This window comes from Rhodobacter flavimaris, assembly GCF_021378075.1.
Taxonomy (GTDB): domain Bacteria; phylum Pseudomonadota; class Alphaproteobacteria; order Rhodobacterales; family Rhodobacteraceae; genus Rhodobacter; species Rhodobacter flavimaris.
Window position 1 is genome coordinate 12,127 of sequence record NZ_JAJUOS010000016.1, and the last position, 15,583, is coordinate 27,709.

The window sequence follows — 15,583 nt, forward strand, 5'->3', positions numbered from 1 at the left end:
GCACTGCAGCATTATCTCGTTGCGTGGGGAGGCATGAATGGTGGGAGACTATCCATGCCGCAGATCGCAAATTTCAAACCGACCCTGACTTACGAACGACCCGGCAACCCGGTATCGCTGACCGGTGTCCGGCATTGGCTGAGCGCGCTTTTTGGGGCGCTGAGCCATCCCGCGCGCAAGGGTTGGAAAGGCCGGATCGATGCGCTCGGCCCCACGGATACCGTGGCGCTGATCCTGCACACGATCGCGCTTTCGGCCTCGGGGCGCAGTGCGCGGTTCAATGCCCGAACGGGCTATGACACGATCGAAAGGCACTATCGCCAGCTTGACTGGCAGACCCATCGCCTGCTTGGCGCAAGGGTCGGGCAGCGGCTGATCGCGGTGGCCGAGCTTGCGCCCACGATGGTCGATGGCCAGCCCGCGCTGGAGCTTGGCCTGTCGGTGCTCGAACGCTGGCAGGGCCGTGGCGTCGGCGCGCGAATGCTGCTGCAGGCGATCCGGCTGGCCACCCGCGACGAGGGCGTGCCGCTGGTATTGTTCACATCAGTCGAGAACCGGGCGATGGTGGCGCTGGCACGGCGGTTCGGCGCGGAGGGCACCCTGCTTGGCCACGACTACCGCTTTGTCTTCGCGCCGGAACCGGGTCTCAGCGCCGCCGCATAAGGTAGATGTCCATGATCCAGCCATGTTCGGCCCGCGCCACGGCGCGGGTCCGGACGATCTGCGGGCCGACCTCGGACAGCGGGCCCGCGCGCAGGATCTGCTCGGACATGCCGACGAAAGCGCCCCACCAGATCTCGATACCTTCCGGCGCGAGATGGGTGAACGAGCATTCACCGTCAAGCATGACGACGATGGTATCGACGCCCTCGGGCCAGCCGTGGTCGCGCAACTGGCGGCCTGTGGTGATCTGCACCGGCGCGCCGATCTCATTGAGCGGGATGGCATGCGCCGCGCAGAGCGCCTGAATGGCGGTGATGCCCGGAATGACGCGGGTCATGACCGGCATCACGCGCGCGAGCCGTTCGGCCAGCCGCAGCGTGCTGTCGTAAAGCGACGGATCGCCCCAGACCAGAAGCGCGACCTTGCCGCTGTCGCCGACATGGGCGCGGATCTCATCCTGCCACGCAGCGGCGATGGCATCGTGCCAGTCGTCCACGCCTTGCCGATAGGAGGGGTTCGCCGCATCGCGCACCGGCAGAGCGAACTCGACCACTTTCGTCTCGGGATTGGTGATATGCGTTTCGCACATCGTCCGTCGCAGCCCGGCCAGATCGGATCTGTCCGCGCCCTTGAGCGGAATCAGGATCAGCTCGGCCGCGTTCATCGCGGCAATCGCCTGAAGCGTCAGATGCCCCGGGTTACCGGTGCCAATTCCGATCAGCGTCAGTTCGATCATTTCGTCTTCCTTGATGGCGGGAAGAGCGCGGCGCGCTCCTCCCAATGTTTCGTTACGCCGTCCTGCTGCGCTCCCAGAGCTGCCCGGCAAACCAGCCAAGCACCGCCCAGACCACAAGCCCGACCCCAAGCACGCGCGCCGAGAACATGGCGCCGACCTCGGGCGGGGCAACGCCGTAATACTCGTCGATCGATGGCGCGCCAATGATATGCGGCAGCGCAAGCATGCCCACGGCCAGCGGATATTTCCACGCATGGTGCCCATAGGCCAAGAGCGCAAGCGCCGTGCCGGTCAGCGCCACCGTGCCCCACCACCAGACCTGGCGATCGCCGAGATCGGCGGCCACCGTGCCCGGCAGTTCGGGCGGCAGCCCAAGCGCGGGGGCAAGCTGGAAGCTCACGAAGCCCGCGATGCCCCACAGTATCCCCTCGACCGCTCCGATCCGTTTGCCAAGGGTCTCGGCCAGACCGAAGCCCGCCACCAGAAGCCCCGTATAGGAGACGTAAATCAGGATGGTGAAGAGAACCGTCAAACCGTTGCGCGTCAGCGCGTTCGGATCGGCAGCCTCGGCACCATTTGCGTGATCGTTAGCCGTCCCGGCCTCATGCGCATGATCGGCCGGAGCCTCCGGCGCCGAGCCCTGGAAATGCGACAGTTCACCCGTTTCGTAACGTTCCCCGAGCAGGATAACCTCCTGCACGAAAGCGAAGTGCAGCAGAGCGGCAATCAGCCCTGCTGCACAACCGGCGAACAACGCGCCGGTCAACATTCGTTGGAACATGCGTAGCGGATCAGTGGCAGGGGAAGCCAGTCGCGTGGCGCATATCGTGAGCGGCATCGTGCAGGGTCGCCGATTGCGCGTGGCCAGCCACGAACATCAGGGCCAAGCCCATCACAACCATCGCCAGAACCGAAGCCAGACCCGAGGTGGTTTTCACCGAGGAAAGAGTCGTCATGTCATATCTCCCAGCCGTCACACCCGACGGCGTTAAGTTACACCTTGCAGGGCCGGTCTCCTGGCTCGCGGGTCACAGTCGGTCCTCGCCTTCCCACCCTTGCGGGCAGTGGCATTCCGAGGACCGCTCGCCGCTTACAGTCGCGGGGGCGGCTGGGGCTCGGGGCGCCTCGATTGGTCCGCCCGTTCCCCATTCCCGTTTCAGTCCCGATGCTTTGCACCTGATGGGACACCTTGCCCTTCCATCTACTCAGCGGCGCCTTGAGCGGTCAAGGACAATCGCGGCGCTTTGGCGCCGAATGCGACCCTCAGCCCGGGATTCGCGCCAGCGCCTTGGTGCGCAGCGCGCCAAGCGGGCGCGCATCGGCGAAGTTCCCGTCGGGCGAGGCCGCATACAGCCGCGCGAAGGTGAGCAGGTCGGGCAGATCCTCGGGCGTCAGATCGCCAAAGAGATAGGCGGTCTTGCCCTCTGCGCGGAAGGCCAGACTCGAAGGGCGTGTGCAGCCCGACATGCACTCGATCCCCTGCACCTCGCCGCTGATGCCGGCCCCGCGCAGCGCGGCCTCCAGCGTTGCGCCGAAGCCCGCGCGGCCAAGCGCGCAGCTGGTGCAGACCGAGATCCTCACGCGGTCACATCCGCGAGCGGCCCGTAAAGGATCAGCGCCGGGTGGTCCGAGCGCGCATCGCCCAGTTGCCGCGCCAGAGCCGCGACGGTCGTGCGATGGATCGCCTGTTCCGGGTGGCCCACGGCCTCGGCCAGCATCGCGGGGGTTTCCGGCGCAAGCCCATGCGCCATCAGCCCCTCGGCCAGGCGCGGGAAAGTGCGCTTGCCCATGAACACAACCGTCGTCGCCCCCGGATCGGCCAGCGCCGCCCAGTTGATCGATTCGGGCAGGCCGCCGGTCACATCGGCGCCAGTCACGAATTGCACCCGCCGCGCGGTCAGCCTCCGGGTCAGCGGAATGCCCGCCGCCGCAGCAGCAGCACAGGCCGAGGGCACGCCGGGGATGATCTCACTGCCGATTCCGGCATCGCGCAGGGCGACCAGCTCTTCTTCAAGCCGCCCGAACAGCCCGGAGTCGCCAGACTTGAGCCGCACCACGCGCTTGCCCGCCGAGGCGTGCTCAACCAGCAGCGCATTGACGTATTCCTGCTTGGCCGAGGGCTTGCCCGCCCGCTTGCCCACCGCGATCAGCTCGGCCTGCGGACCGGCATGGCCCAGAACCGGCCCCGAGGCGAGGTCGTCGAACAGCACCACATCGGCGCGCGCCAGCCGATCCACTGCCTTGAGCGTGATCAGCTCGGGATCGCCCGGCCCCGAGGAAACGAAGGATACGAAACCGCTCATGAACTGGCCTCAGCTATCAGGTGAAAGAAAGTGCCGCTGACGCAGCCGCCGCCCGGCATCTGCCGGAACGATCCGGTCTCGGGGACGGCGGCACCGGTGGCATCGACGACCTGCGCCAGCGGCGCATCGGGTTGCGACAGGATCGTCGCATAGTGAAACTCATGGCCCCGCAGCGCGGTGCCAGCGGCCAGCGGTCCGACGGGGGCGGCCAGCCGCGCCAGCCGGTAGCCCAGATGCATCCGCCGCTTGGCAAAGGACGTCTCCAAGCCCAAAAGCCCTGCCATCGCGTGGCGCGTGCCATCCGCCGCAACCAGCCCCGAACCAAGCGCCATGTAGCCGCCGCATTCGCCGTGAACGGGACGGGTCTGCGCGAAAGCACGCAAGCCCGCGCGGAAGGTCTCGGCCGCGGCCAGACGGCCCGCATGCAGTTCCGGGTAGCCACCCGGCAGCCAACATGCATCGGCGCTCGGGTCGGGCGCGTCGTCGGCCAGCGGCGAGAAAGGCAGGATCGTCGCCCCCTCGGCGCGCCACTCCGCGATCAGATGCGGATAGACAAAAGAAAATGCCGCGTCCCGCGCCAGTGCGATCCGCGCACCGGGGGGGGCCAGGTGGGGGCGCGGGCCGGGCACCGGCCCGCGCCCCCGCCCCGCGGCGACCGAGATCATCCGATCGAGGTCGCAATGCTCGGCCACGATCCGCCCGGCTTCCGCCAGCAGGTGATCCAGCGCATCGGTTTCCTCGGCCTGCACTAGGCCCAGGTGCCGCTCGGGCAGGGCGATCCCCGCCGCGCGCGGTAAGACACCCAGAACCTCGATCCCGGCCTCGTCCATGCCCGCGCGCACCAATGCCTCGTGCCGGGGCGAGGCCACCTTGTTCAGCACGACACCCGCCACCTGCACACCCGGACGCAGCGACGCGAAGCCCTTGGCCACCGCCGCCGCCGATTGCGCCTGTCCAGAAACATCAAGCACCAGCACCACCGGCCAGCCCATCAGCGCGGCGATATCGGCGCTCGCCCCCGTTCCGGTTTCGCCGGGCGTGGCAACGCCATCGAACAGGCCCATCGCGCCCTCAGCCAGGATCAGATCGGCATCGACTGCGGCCAGAGCCTCCAACTGCCCGCGCCCCATCGCCCAGGCATCAAGGTTGAGCGAGGCCCGCCCCGCCGCCGCCGCGTGAAACGCCGGGTCGATGTAATCCGGCCCGCATTTGAACGGCTGCACATCCAGCCCACGCGCGCGCAGCGCCGCCAGCACCCCCAGCGTCAGCGTGGTCTTGCCTGACCCCGAGGCCGGTGCCGATATGATCAGCCCGGGCGTCATTCAGGCCCCGTTCCGGGAAAGCGCGGCTCTGTGCCCACGGGCCGATAGCGGCGGTCGTAATCGCCCGCGTAAAGGCGGCTCTCGTCGAATTCCTCGGCGCCGATCGAACGACCTACAAGGATCAGTGCCGTGCGCTCCATCTCCTCGCCAATCGCGGTTTCCAGTGTGCCGAGCGTGGCGCGCACCACGCGCTCATCGGGCCAGCTTGCGCGCCAAACGACGGCTACGGGGCAATCGGCACCGTAATGCGGGGTCAGCTCCTCGACCACCTGCGGCAGCACATGAACCGAGAGGTGAATGGCCAGCACCGCGCCGGTGCGCGCGAAATTCTCCAGCGTTTCACCCTCGGGCATCGAGGTCGCCCGCCCCGAGGTCCGCGTCAGCACGACCGATTGCACCACGCCGGGCAGCGTAAGCTCGGCGCACAGCGTCGCGGCGGCAGCTGCGAAGGAGGGCACGCCCGGCGTCACGTCATAGGGAATGTCGAGCGCGCGCAGACGGCGCAGCTGCTCGCCCATGGCCGACCAGACCGACAGATCGCCCGAGTGCAGCCGCGCGACGTCCTTGCCCTCGGCATGGGCGGCGGCGATCTCTTCAATGATCTGGTCAAGCGACAGTGGCGCGGTGTTAACGATCTTGGCGCCCGGCGGGCAATGCGCCAGAAGCGCCTCGGGAACAAGGCTGCCCGCATAAAGGCAGATCGGGCAGGAGGCGATCAGATCGCGCCCGCGCAGGGTGATCAGATCGGCCGCCCCCGGACCCGCCCCGATGAAATGCACCGTCATTGCGTCTTTCCTTCCGCTACTGCCACGCTCACACCGCCTTGGGCCACGCGCCCCATAATCAACCGCGCGCCGGGCCCCGCCGCCACAAGTGCCGCCGCCTCGGCGACCGAGCCGGTGCCAAAGAGCGCCTGCACCCGGTCGGACTGCGAGGGCGTCGCCACCCCCGCCACATCATGGCCGCTGACCGGCAGGCCAAGTGCCGATGCCAGATGGGCCAACTGATCCGCCTTGTGCCTGATGGTCGCGAGCACGGCAACCGGCCCCGTGATGGCCTCGGCTGCGCGCAGGGCTGCAGTGATGCCCTCAGGTGTAGCGGCGCTGTTGAACCCGACCCCCGCAACCCTCATTTCACCACGCTCCATTGCACCACGGGGCGCGCCGCGCTCCAACCGCGCATTCCGCCAAGGGGTGCGGCCTGCGCAAGGTCAATCCGCAGCAGATCGCCGCCATGATCGGCCTGCATCTGCGCCAAAAGCGCCTCGGTTTCCAGCGTCACACCATTGGCCACAAGCCGCGTGCCTGCGGGCAGCATCGGCCACAACGCCGCGTAAAGCGCCGCATTGCCGCCGCCACCCACGAAGACCGCATCCGGCAGGGGAAGCGCCGCCAGAGCCTCAGGCGCACGGCCCTCGACAGCCTCCATCCGGCCTTCCAGACCGAAGCCAGCGATATTTGCGCGAATGTTGGTCACGCGATCCGCGCGGGTCTCTACCGCGATCGCGCGACCGCCCGCAAGACACCACTCGACCGAGATCGAGCCCGACCCGCCGCCGATATCCCACAGCAACTCGCCCGGACGCGGTGCGAGCGCCGAGAGAGTGAGCGCACGCACGGGCCGCTTGGTGATCTGGCCGTCGCTTTGAAATTCGTCATCCTGCAGGCCCGAGGCGCGCGATAGCCCCGCGTCTTTGGGCAGGTCCGCGCCGTCGATGGCCACCGCCACGGGCGCCGCAATCTCGGTAACATTGAAACCTTCGGCGGTCGCCTGCCGCAGCCGCTCCTGCGGGCCGCCAAGGCGTTCAAGCACCGTCAGCCGTGCCGCACCGAAGCCCGCCGCAACCAGCCATTCGGCCAGCATCGCCGGGGCGGTGCCATCGCGCAGCGTTACCACCGCGCGCACACCCCGCGCCAGAACCGGGCGCAGCCGCGCGAAATGCGCCGCGTGCAGACCCATGCAGACCGTTTCCTCGATCTTCCAGCCCATCCGCGCGCAGGCCAACGAGAACACCCCCGCCAGCGGGATCGCGCGCCACTCGCCCGGCTCCAGATGGCGGGCAAGGGAGCTGCCCGCACCGAACCAGAAGGGATCGCCCGAGGCCAGCACCACGGTCGCGCGACCGCGCCACTCCAGCACCGGGGCGATATCGAAGGGAACAGGCCAGGCACGCCCGCGCGCGTCCGCCGCCACCAGATCAAGGTGACGCGGGCCGCCAAAGATCGCCTCGGCGCCCGCAATCGCGGCACGGCTTGCATCCGACAGCCCTTCAAGGCCATCTTCGCCCAGACCGACGATTGTCAGCCACGGATCAGCCATGACGCGCATCCTTCTTCTGGGCGGCACCACCGAGGCCAGCCGCATGGCCCGCGCGCTGGCCGAGGCAGGCCTGCCCGCAGTCTTTTCCTATGCCGGCCGGACCGAGGCGCCCGTGGCCCAGCCGATCCCCACGCGGGTCGGCGGTTTTGGCGGGCCGGAGGGGCTGGCCGAATACATCCGCGCCGAGGCGATCACCCATGTGATCGACGCAACCCACCCGTTCGCCGCGCAAATGAGCCGAAATGCGATCACCGCCTGCGCGGCCAGCGGCACGCCGCTGCTGGCGTTGGAACGCCCGGCATGGGCCGCGCAACCCGGTGACAGCTGGACCCATGTGCCTGACATTGCGGGCGCCATCGCATCCCTGCCCGATGCCTCGGCGCGCGTCTTTCTCGCCATCGGCAAGCAGAATCTGACGGCCTTTGCCGCCAAGCCCCAGCACCATTACCTGCTGCGCCTCGTCGATCCGCCCGAGGGCGCCCTGCCCCTGCCCGACGCTCAGGCCGTGATCGCCCGCGGCCCCTTCTCGCCCGAGGGTGACGAGGCCCTGCTGCGCGCCCACGCCATCACCCATATCGTCGCCAAGAATGCCGGCGGTGCCGGGGCCGAGGCGAAGCTGATCGCCGCGCGCGCCCTGCACCTGCCAGTGATCCTGATCGACCGCCCCGCCCTGCCGCCGCGCGAAACGGTGGCCAGCGTGGACCAGGCCCTGGCGTGGATCGCCCATCAACGCCCCCCTGCCGAGCGCGGCGTGTAAACCCATTTGCCCACCCGCTGCGTCGCCGAATTGCCAACGATCACGACCGTGCGCATATCGGCCATCTCGGGCGTCGCCTCGGCCAGCGACACGGTCACGATCCGCTCTTCCGGGGTCGAGACCGCGCGCGCGAACAGGATCAGCCGCTCCGGCTCGCATTCTTCGCGCAGCACCTCCAGCACCCGCTCGAACTGATGCGGGCGGGATTTGGAGCGCGGGTTGTAGAAGGCCATCGCGAAATCACCCCGCGCGGCATGGCGCAGACGATGCTCGACCATCTCGAAAGGCTTGAGGTTGTCGCTGAGGTTGATGGCGCAGAAATCGTGCCCAAGCGGTGCCCCGGCATGGGCGGCGGCGGCCAGCATGGCGGTGATGCCGGGCAGAATGCGGATGTCGGTCTGCGCGAACTCAGGCGCCACTTCCAGCGCCTCGAAGAGCGCAGAGGCCATGGCGAAAACCCCCGGATCGCCGGAGGAGACCACGACGACCCGCTTGCCCGCGGCCGCCATCTCGAGCGCGTGGCGTGCGCGGTCTAACTCCACCCGGTTGTCGGAGGGGTGCAGCGTCAGCCCTTCGCGCGCGGCGACGCGGGCGACATAGGGGATGTAACCCACCACATCGGTGGCCTCGGCCAACGCCGCCGAGACCGCGGGCGTCACCAGATCCTCGGCCCCCGGCCCAAGCCCCGCAACGGCGATCCAGCCGCTCATTCCGCGGCCTCCGCGATTTCGGGGCGGCGGCCCTGTCCATGGACAAGGACGATGGCGAAATAGGGACAGTCGTGATCCTCGACATCGGCCAGACGATCGACGCGCTGCCCCTTCATGGTGCCGCGCTCGACCAGCCAGGCCTCGCCCAACCGGCCCGCGCGCGCCAGCGCGCGTTTGACGCGCGGCAGGTTGCGGCCGGTCTTCATGATCACGAGCGCATCCGAACCTGCGGCATGGGCGGCCAGCTCATCCTCGGGCAGAGTGCCCATCAGGATGGTCAGCACATCGTCGCCCCAGGTGATCGGCTGGCCGGTCACGTTCCAGCAGCCGGTCATGCCGGTGATGCCGGGGATCACGTCCACCTGCACCCGGTCCTTGAGCCGGATGTAAAGATGCATGAACGAGCCGTAGAAGAAGGGGTCGCCCTCGCACAGCACGACGACCTCTTGCGTGGCGGCCAGATCGGCCAGGCGGTTCGCCCAGTCGTCGTAGAACTCGGCCAGCAGGCGGATATACTCGGGGCTGTCGAAGGGGATCTCGGTCGTGACCGGATATTCCATCGGGTATTCCAGCGCGCCCTCGGCCAGCATCCCCTCGACGATCTGGCGCGCCTGACCCTTGCGGCCCTTCTTGCGGAAATAGGCGACATGGGCCGCGCCCCGGATCGCACGATCCGAGCGCACTGACATCAGTTCCGGGTCACCGGGGCCAAGGCCCGCGCAAATGATCCTGCCCATATCTCACTCCTTCCGAGAGGCGAGCGCGTTGACCGCCGCCACGGTGATTGCCGAGCCACCCAGTCGTCCCTCGACCGCCATCGCGGGCACGGGGGCCGCCTCCATCAACGCCGCTTTCGATTCCGCCGCGCCGATGAAACCGACGGGGCAGCCGATGATCGCGGCGGGGCGCGGGCAGGCCGGGTCTTCAAGCATGTTCAGCAGGTGAAACAGCGCCGTCGGCGCATTGCCGATGGCCACCACCGCACCTTCAAGCTTCGGGCGCCACAGCTCCAGCGCGGCGGCCGAGCGGGTATTGCCCATCTCGCGCGCCATCTCGGGGACGCGCGGATCTTGCAGGGTGCAGATGATCTCGTTGTTCGCGGGCAGGCGCGCGCGGGTGATGCCCTCGCTGACCATGCGCGCGTCGCACAGGATCGGCGCACCAGCCTCAAGCGCCGCGCGGGCGGCGATCGCCATGCCGGGGGTGAAGCGGACGTGTTCCTCAAGCCCGACCATGCCCGCCGCATGGATCATGCGGACCACCACGACCTCCTCCTCGGGGGTGAAGCGGGCCAGATCGGCCTCGGCCCGGATGGTGGCGAAGGACTGCACATAGATCGTCGCGCCGTCCTTTTCGTATTCGTAAGGCATCAGGAGAACTCCGGAAGATCGGGAATTTCGGTGGGGTCGAGGGCCACGCGGAGGGGCGTATCCGCCGCCGTGCCATCGGTGACAAGGTCATAGCCGCGCGCGGTGGCGACGAGCGTCAGATCGGCGCGCGCGGGCCAGCCGCACCCCTTGGCGCAGCCCGAGACATGCAGGATCCGCCCCTTGGGAACGCGCGGCGCAAGGGCGCGTGCCAGATCGCGGGTTGGCCCCTCGGCCTGAAGGCAGCCGGGCGCGCCGGTGCAGGCATAGACGCGCAAAAGCGGGTCGGCGGCATCGGTGATCAGGCCCGGCAGTTCGGGCATCGCGCGCAGCCCCTCAATCAGCACCATGCGCCAGGGCGTTATGCGCAGCGGGCCAAGGCGGCCAAGCGCCCAGAAGGTCTCGGCCTGCATCTGGCCGAATTCGAAGGCCACGAGCGCGCCTTGCGCAACCAGCCCGGGACCGGGTGGCGCAAGGGTTGGTGCGGGGGCCAGCGTCGCGCCCTCGGGACGCACGCCGCGCGCGATCAGCGAGGCCATCCGGCCCCGCCCGTTCACGACCCCGCCCTGATCGACGAACCAGCGCGCCAGATCGACCGCCGCCTGTACGGCAGCCTCGGGCGCGACAGGCGCGCCCAGGTCCATCCCCGCCGCGCGCAGGACCAGACTGCCGTCTACCGCGCGTTCCAGCCGGATATCGGCGGGCGTGTCGGCCATCAGCGGAGCAGGCCCGGTATCGAGGGCAAAGCCGAACTTGCCGGGCAGTTCCGGCGCATCGGCCAGCGCCGCAACCAGCTCAGCCGCCAGCGCATCGGTCTGCGCATCGGCGAAGGGGGTGACGATGACATTGCGCCGGGTCTCGGCGGCGATGTCGGCGTCGATCAGGCCAAGCGCGGTCAGATCGGCGATCAGCGCGGGATGGGTTTCAGCGCTTACGCCGCGCAGCTGCACATTGGCGCGGCCCGACAGGTCGATCAGCCCGTTTCCGTGGGCGCGCGAAGCCGTCGCGATCCCCGCCGCTTGCTCGGGCGCGATCCGCCCGCCGCGCGGGCGCACCCGCACCACCAGCCCGTCGCCCGAGGCCATCGGGCGCAGCGCACCGGGGCACCAGCCTTGCACCTTGAAGCTCATGGCGTGCCCTCCAGCGTTGCGGCGATCGAGTTGCGGCGCGTCGCCCAGAGCCCGGCCTCGGCCAGCCGCTGGAAGAGATCGCGCATGGCGGCCAGCGCCTCGGGGTTGGCCTGTTCCATGAAATCCACGATTTCGTCGCGGCCAAGCGTCGCCTCGTGGTAAAGGTCGAACAGATGCGGCGGCACCACCTGCGCGAGATGCGCGAAGGCTGCCATGTGATCGAGCGTCGCCGCGATCTCGGCCGCGCCGCGATAGCCATGGGCCGTCATGCCATCCGACCAGGCCGGGTTCGCGGCACGGGCGCGCACGACGCGGGCGATCTCTTCGGTCAGGGTGCGAGCGCGGGGGCGGTCGGGTTGCGTCGCATCAAGGTGGTAAAGCGCGGGTTTGGCGGCGCCAAGCCGCGCGAGCGCCGCGGCAAAGCCCGCCTCATGCGCCGCGTAATCGGCCGCCAGCAGCACGTCGCTTTCGGGCAGATCCTGCGCATGAACGAAACTGTCGGCGCCCTTCAACCGCGCCTCAAGCCCGGCGCGGTCATCGCGGCTTTGCCCATCCGCGCCAATGGCGAAGGACGACGCCGCGATCCAGGCCTCGCCCGCCGCGGCGCGGGCCTCGGGGGTGAAGGCGTCCATCGCGGTGCCCATGCCAAGGCCATACTGGCCGGGGCGGGGGCCGAAGACGCGGGCGGCGCGGGCCCAATAGGGGTTATCCTCGGGTGCCTCATCGCGAGCGGCCAAGGCTGCGGCCCCGGTCTCGAAGAGCTGCGCAAGGCCCGGGAAGACATCGCGGAACAGCCCCGAGACCCGCAACGTCACGTCGATACGCGGTCGCCCAAGCAGCGCCAGCGGGATCACCTCGACCCCGCTCACGCGGCCCGAGCTGGCATCCCAGACCGGCTGCAACCCCGCAAGATGCAGGGCCATGGCGAACTCCTCGCCCGCCGTGCGCATCGTGGCCGAACCCCAGAGGTCGATCACCAGCCCCTTGGGCCAGTCACCCTGATCCTGCAAATGGCGGCGCAGGAGTTCCTCGGCCAGCTTGACACCCTGACCATGCGCCGCGCGGCTTGGAACCGCGCGCGGATCGACGGAGAACAGGTTCCGCCCCGTCGGCAGCACGTCTGAGCGCCCGCGCGAGGGCGAGCCCGACGGCCCCGGCGCGATGCGACGCCCGGCCAGCGCATCCATCACGCCCGCGCTCTCCTGTGCGCCGCAAATGCCGGTGCCGAAGACATGCAGCCCCTCGCCGAACTGGCTTTCCTTGATGTCGCAGACGAAGCGGTCGATGCGGGTGATCGCCTCGGCGGCGCTGGCCTGCGCGGGAATGCCAAGGTCGTCCTCAACCCCAGAGGCGCGGGCCTCGGCACGAATGTCGGCGATCAGGCGATCCCGGCGCGCGGGATCAAGGCCATCGGCGGTCGAATATTCATCAAGCAGGCGCTCAAGATGCGTCATCCCTTCGGGCACCGAGGCCGCGACCTGCGGCGGCGGGACATGACCCACGGTGACCGCGCCGATGCGGCGCTTGGCCTGTGCGGCCTCGCCGGGGTCGTTGACGATGAAGGGGTAGATCACCGGCGTCGCGCCGATCAGCGCCTCGGGCCAGCAAGCGCCCGAAAGCGCCACGGCTTTGCCCGGCAGCCACTCCAGCGTGCCATGCGCGCCCATATGCACCAGCGCGTCGATCCCCTGCGCGCGCAGCCACAGGTAGAAGGCCACATAGCCATGGCGCGGGGTGCGCGTCAGGTCGTGGTAATCGTCATCGCGGGTGGTCGCATCGCCGCGCTCGGGTTGCAGCGCGACGAGGGCCGAGCCGCAGCGCAGGGCCGCGAAGTGGAAGGCGCCATCCCCCACCGAAGGGTCATCGCCCGGCGCGCCCCAAGCGGCGGTCAGATCGTCGCGCAACGCCTGCGGCAGGGTCGCCAGCGCGGCAAGGTAATCGTCCATCGGCCAGGAAATGCGCGCCTCGGCCAGGGCTCCCAGATCGGCCGGGGGCGCAATGTCATGGCCGCCCTCGGTCAGCGCGGTCAGCAACCCCTCGGTTGAGGCCAGCGCGTCGAGGCCCACCGCATGGGCCATCTGCCAGGCCCGCCCCGGATAGGTCGAGAGCACCACGGCCAGCTTGCGCTGCGCAGGCGGCAGTTGGCCCAGCCGGTGCCACGCCGCGACGCGGGCCACCACGGCCTCGATTCGCTCGGCATCCGCCCGGTGGGCAAAGCGGGAATACTGAAGATCGGCGTCCTTGCGACCGGGCTGCTTGAATGAGACAACGCCGGCAAACAACCGCCCGTCCACCTCGGGCAGCACCACATGCATGGCAAGATCGGCGGGCGAGAGGCCGCGCTCGGCCTCAGCCCAATCGCGGCGGCGGGCGGTGGACAGCGCCACCTGAAAGACCGGGCAACCGAAGGCATCGAACGGCGTGCGCCCGTCCGCCCCCTGCGCCGAAAACGCCGTGGCATTGACCACGGCAATCGGCGCAAGCCCCTGCCCCGCCAGCCAATCGGCAAAGCCAGGCGCCTTGAGCGACGCCGCAAACACCCCGCAGGCGGCAAAGCCCGCGCGGCGTAGCGCCGCGATCAGCGCATCGACCGGGTCGGTATCGGCGGCGGTCAGATAGGAGCGGTAGAAGCTGACCAGAACCAGCGTTCGCTTGGGCGGCGTTGCAATCACGCCCGCCTGCGGGTCGTAGAACCCCATCGCGGGAACCTCGGTCGCGCCCTCGACCGGCGCGGCGCTCAGCCCGGCGGCCTCGGCAAGCGTTGCCAGCGCGGCCTGCGCAGCCACCGCCCCGCCCGCGTCGCACAGATCCTTGAGCCGCCGTAGCACCGACACCGGCAGGGTCGAGACCTCATCGAGCTGCGCATCCTCGCGCCCGTCGGCAGGCAGCACTGCCAGCGCGATCCCGCGTCGCCGTGCCAGATCCTGAATCGAGGCGATGCCGTAGGGCCAGTAAGGCTCACCCCCGATCAGGCGGATCAGGATCGCTTTCGTGCCCTCCAGCGTCTGCTCAATGTAAGTATCGACCGAGATCGGATGCTTGAGCGCCACGATATTGGCCAGCCGCAGCGTCGGCAGCCCGCCCGAGGCGCGATGCCAGCCTGCCGCGAAAGCGCCGAGATCGGAATCCGAGAAGGACAGCACGACCATCTCTGCGGGCGTCTGCCCCAGATCGGTCGGCGTCTCGGTTTCCTCGAGCCCGTGGCTTTCGCGGAAGACGACATGCATCAGGCGGCGACACCTTCCATCAGCACGGCGCGGATCGCGTCCTCGTTCACATCGTCATGCTCGGCGATGACCACCAGCGCGGTGCGGCGGGTGTCAGTGCCCCAGGGTCGGTCGAACTGGTGGCGCACGCGCTCGCCCACGGCCTGCACCAGCAGGCGCATCGGCTTGCCCGACACGGCAACATGGCCCTTGACGCGCAGGATGTTCTGCTCACGCGCAAGGCGTTCAATCGCGGCGACGAGGCGCGCGGGATCGGCCACCTCGGGAAGCTCGATCACGACCGTGTCGAAATCGTCATGCTCGTGATCGCCATGGTCATCGTGATGCGAGGGGCGCGCGGCCAGATCGTCCTCGGCGGCAGCGCCAAGACCCAGGATCACCTTGGGATCGATCACGCCTTCGGTCAGCGGCAGGATCGGAAGCTTCCGCGGCGCCTCGGCCTCGATCACAGAGCGCGCAGCGCTCAGGCCCGCTTCACCGGCCAGGTCGGCCTTGGACAGCAGCACGATATCGGCGCAGGCGATCTGGTCCTCGAACACTTCCGACAGCGGCGTTTCATGGTCGATGGAGTCGTCGGCCTCGCGCTGCGCATTCACCGCCTCGACATCGGGGGCGAAACGGCCCGCGGCCACGGCCTCGGCATCGGCCAGCGCGATCACGCCATCGACCGTGATGCGCGAGCGGATCGCGGGCCAGTCGAAGGCCTTGAGCAAGGGCTTGGGCAGCGCAAGGCCCGAAGTCTCGATCAGGATGTGATCGGGGCGGGTCGGGCGCGCCATCAGCGCCTCGATGGTCGGGATGAAATCATCGGCGACAGTGCAGCAGATGCAGCCGTTGGCCAGTTCGACGATGTTCTCGTCGGGGCAGTTCTCATCGGCGCATTGGCGCAGGATCTCGCCGTCCACGCCGACGGTGCCGAATTCGTTGACCAGCACGGCCAGCTTCTTGCCCTGCGGATTGGCCATCAGGTGGCGGATCAGCGTGGTCTTGCCCGCGCCGAGAAAGCCGGTGATCACGGTCACGGGGATTTTGGTCAGGTCGGTCATCGC

General features: G+C 69.0%; 17 protein-coding genes and 1 riboswitch. Of the genes, 2 read left to right on the forward strand and 15 right to left on the reverse strand.

Annotated features, from left to right (window positions below):
- The first annotated feature begins 54 nt into the window (after positions 1 to 54).
- On the forward strand, positions 55 to 663 hold the full coding sequence (locus LZA78_RS16170; RefSeq protein WP_233677950.1) for a GNAT family N-acetyltransferase: 609 nt from the start codon (positions 55 to 57) through the stop codon (positions 661 to 663).
- Here LZA78_RS16170 and cobF read toward each other — a convergent pair.
- From cobF to cbiE, 9 genes are all read right to left on the reverse strand, one after another.
- A complete protein-coding gene (cobF, locus tag LZA78_RS16175; RefSeq protein WP_233677951.1) occupies positions 647 to 1,399 on the reverse strand; it encodes a precorrin-6A synthase (deacetylating) in 753 nt (250 codons plus the stop codon). The genes LZA78_RS16170 and cobF overlap by 17 nt on opposite strands.
- A 52-nt stretch (positions 1,400 to 1,451) precedes the next feature.
- Positions 1,452 to 2,180: a CbtA family protein gene (locus LZA78_RS16180; protein ID WP_233677952.1), complete on the reverse strand. Its 729-nt coding sequence runs from the start codon at positions 2,178 to 2,180 to the stop codon at positions 1,452 to 1,454.
- 10 nt (positions 2,181 to 2,190) lie between these two features.
- On the reverse strand, positions 2,191 to 2,355 hold the full coding sequence (locus tag LZA78_RS16185) for a CbtB domain-containing protein (protein WP_233677953.1): 165 nt from the start codon (positions 2,353 to 2,355) through the stop codon (positions 2,191 to 2,193).
- Between the two features lie 33 nt (positions 2,356 to 2,388).
- A riboswitch (cobalamin riboswitch) is annotated at positions 2,389 to 2,606 on the reverse strand.
- A 56-nt stretch (positions 2,607 to 2,662) separates the two neighbouring features.
- On the reverse strand, positions 2,663 to 2,980 hold the full coding sequence (locus tag LZA78_RS16190) for a DUF1636 family protein (protein WP_233677954.1): 318 nt from the start codon (positions 2,978 to 2,980) through the stop codon (positions 2,663 to 2,665).
- Positions 2,977 to 3,702 carry a uroporphyrinogen-III C-methyltransferase gene (cobA, locus tag LZA78_RS16195; protein ID WP_233677955.1) on the reverse strand — a complete coding sequence of 242 codons (726 nt, stop codon included), beginning with the start codon at positions 3,700 to 3,702 and terminating at the stop codon, positions 2,977 to 2,979. The genes LZA78_RS16190 and cobA overlap by 4 nt, the downstream gene beginning before the upstream one ends.
- Entirely contained in the window at positions 3,699 to 5,024 is a 1,326-nt protein-coding gene (locus tag LZA78_RS16200) for a cobyrinic acid a,c-diamide synthase CobB (RefSeq protein ID WP_233677956.1), read from the reverse strand. The genes cobA and LZA78_RS16200 overlap by 4 nt, the downstream gene beginning before the upstream one ends.
- Positions 5,021 to 5,809 carry a precorrin-4 C(11)-methyltransferase gene (gene cobM, locus LZA78_RS16205; RefSeq protein WP_233677957.1) on the reverse strand — a complete coding sequence of 263 codons (789 nt, stop codon included), beginning with the start codon at positions 5,807 to 5,809 and terminating at the stop codon, positions 5,021 to 5,023. The genes LZA78_RS16200 and cobM overlap by 4 nt, the downstream gene beginning before the upstream one ends.
- Positions 5,806 to 6,171 (reverse strand): cobalamin biosynthesis protein, encoded by a 366-nt coding sequence (locus LZA78_RS16210; protein ID WP_233677958.1) that lies wholly within the window; start codon positions 6,169 to 6,171, stop codon positions 5,806 to 5,808. The genes cobM and LZA78_RS16210 overlap by 4 nt, the downstream gene beginning before the upstream one ends.
- A complete protein-coding gene (cbiE, locus tag LZA78_RS16215) occupies positions 6,153 to 7,343 on the reverse strand; it encodes a precorrin-6y C5,15-methyltransferase (decarboxylating) subunit CbiE (RefSeq protein WP_233677959.1) in 1,191 nt (396 codons plus the stop codon). The genes LZA78_RS16210 and cbiE overlap by 19 nt, the downstream gene beginning before the upstream one ends.
- Between cbiE and LZA78_RS16220 the strand changes: the two genes are divergently transcribed.
- Positions 7,342 to 8,100 (forward strand): cobalt-precorrin-6A reductase, encoded by a 759-nt coding sequence (locus LZA78_RS16220; protein WP_233677960.1) that lies wholly within the window; start codon positions 7,342 to 7,344, stop codon positions 8,098 to 8,100. The two genes, cbiE and LZA78_RS16220, sit on opposite strands and share 2 nt — an antisense overlap.
- Here LZA78_RS16220 and cobJ read toward each other — a convergent pair.
- The 6 genes from cobJ to cobW are packed head-to-tail and all read right to left on the reverse strand — an operon-like array spanning position 8,070 to position 15,580.
- Positions 8,070 to 8,810, reverse strand: coding sequence for a precorrin-3B C(17)-methyltransferase (gene cobJ / locus LZA78_RS16225; protein WP_233677961.1), 741 nt, complete (start codon positions 8,808 to 8,810; stop codon positions 8,070 to 8,072). The genes LZA78_RS16220 and cobJ overlap by 31 nt on opposite strands.
- A complete protein-coding gene (locus LZA78_RS16230) occupies positions 8,807 to 9,547 on the reverse strand; it encodes a precorrin-2 C(20)-methyltransferase (protein ID WP_233677962.1) in 741 nt (246 codons plus the stop codon). The genes cobJ and LZA78_RS16230 overlap by 4 nt, the downstream gene beginning before the upstream one ends.
- A 3-nt stretch (positions 9,548 to 9,550) precedes the next feature.
- Positions 9,551 to 10,180, reverse strand: coding sequence for a precorrin-8X methylmutase (locus LZA78_RS16235; RefSeq protein ID WP_233677963.1), 630 nt, complete (start codon positions 10,178 to 10,180; stop codon positions 9,551 to 9,553).
- Positions 10,180 to 11,307, reverse strand: a complete 1,128-nt coding sequence (gene cobG, locus LZA78_RS16240) for a precorrin-3B synthase (protein ID WP_233677964.1) — start codon at positions 11,305 to 11,307, stop codon at positions 10,180 to 10,182. Before cobG ends, LZA78_RS16235 begins: the two co-directional genes overlap by 1 nt.
- A complete protein-coding gene (gene cobN, locus LZA78_RS16245; RefSeq protein WP_233677965.1) occupies positions 11,304 to 14,534 on the reverse strand; it encodes a cobaltochelatase subunit CobN in 3,231 nt (1,076 codons plus the stop codon). The genes cobG and cobN overlap by 4 nt, the downstream gene beginning before the upstream one ends.
- A complete protein-coding gene (gene cobW / locus LZA78_RS16250) occupies positions 14,534 to 15,580 on the reverse strand; it encodes a cobalamin biosynthesis protein CobW (protein WP_233677966.1) in 1,047 nt (348 codons plus the stop codon). The genes cobN and cobW overlap by 1 nt, the downstream gene beginning before the upstream one ends.
- Between the last annotated feature and the right edge of the window lie 3 nt (positions 15,581 to 15,583).

Excerpts from the sequence above, each read along its gene's own strand:
- LZA78_RS16170 (WP_233677950.1), top strand. The coding sequence starts at position 55 with ATGCCGCAGATCGCAAATTTCAAACCGACCCTGACTTACGAACGACCC.
- cobF (WP_233677951.1), bottom strand. The coding sequence starts at position 1,399 with ATGATCGAACTGACGCTGATCGGAATTGGCACCGGTAACCCGGGGCAT.
- LZA78_RS16180 (WP_233677952.1), bottom strand. The coding sequence starts at position 2,180 with ATGTTCCAACGAATGTTGACCGGCGCGTTGTTCGCCGGTTGTGCAGCA.
- LZA78_RS16185 (WP_233677953.1), bottom strand. The coding sequence starts at position 2,355 with ATGACGACTCTTTCCTCGGTGAAAACCACCTCGGGTCTGGCTTCGGTT.
- cobA (WP_233677955.1), bottom strand. The coding sequence starts at position 3,702 with ATGAGCGGTTTCGTATCCTTCGTTTCCTCGGGGCCGGGCGATCCCGAG.
- LZA78_RS16200 (WP_233677956.1), bottom strand. The coding sequence starts at position 5,024 with ATGACGCCCGGGCTGATCATATCGGCACCGGCCTCGGGGTCAGGCAAG.
- cobM (WP_233677957.1), bottom strand. The coding sequence starts at position 5,809 with ATGACGGTGCATTTCATCGGGGCGGGTCCGGGGGCGGCCGATCTGATC.
- LZA78_RS16210 (WP_233677958.1), bottom strand. The coding sequence starts at position 6,171 with ATGGAGCGTGGTGAAATGAGGGTTGCGGGGGTCGGGTTCAACAGCGCC.
- LZA78_RS16220 (WP_233677960.1), top strand. The coding sequence starts at position 7,342 with ATGACGCGCATCCTTCTTCTGGGCGGCACCACCGAGGCCAGCCGCATG.
- cbiE (WP_233677959.1), bottom strand. The coding sequence starts at position 7,343 with ATGGCTGATCCGTGGCTGACAATCGTCGGTCTGGGCGAAGATGGCCTT.
- cobJ (WP_233677961.1), bottom strand. The coding sequence starts at position 8,810 with ATGAGCGGCTGGATCGCCGTTGCGGGGCTTGGGCCGGGGGCCGAGGAT.
- LZA78_RS16230 (WP_233677962.1), bottom strand. The coding sequence starts at position 9,547 with ATGGGCAGGATCATTTGCGCGGGCCTTGGCCCCGGTGACCCGGAACTG.
- LZA78_RS16235 (WP_233677963.1), bottom strand. The coding sequence starts at position 10,180 with ATGCCTTACGAATACGAAAAGGACGGCGCGACGATCTATGTGCAGTCC.
- cobG (WP_233677964.1), bottom strand. The coding sequence starts at position 11,307 with ATGAGCTTCAAGGTGCAAGGCTGGTGCCCCGGTGCGCTGCGCCCGATG.
- cobN (WP_233677965.1), bottom strand. The coding sequence starts at position 14,534 with ATGCATGTCGTCTTCCGCGAAAGCCACGGGCTCGAGGAAACCGAGACG.
- cobW (WP_233677966.1), bottom strand. The coding sequence starts at position 15,580 with ATGACCGACCTGACCAAAATCCCCGTGACCGTGATCACCGGCTTTCTC.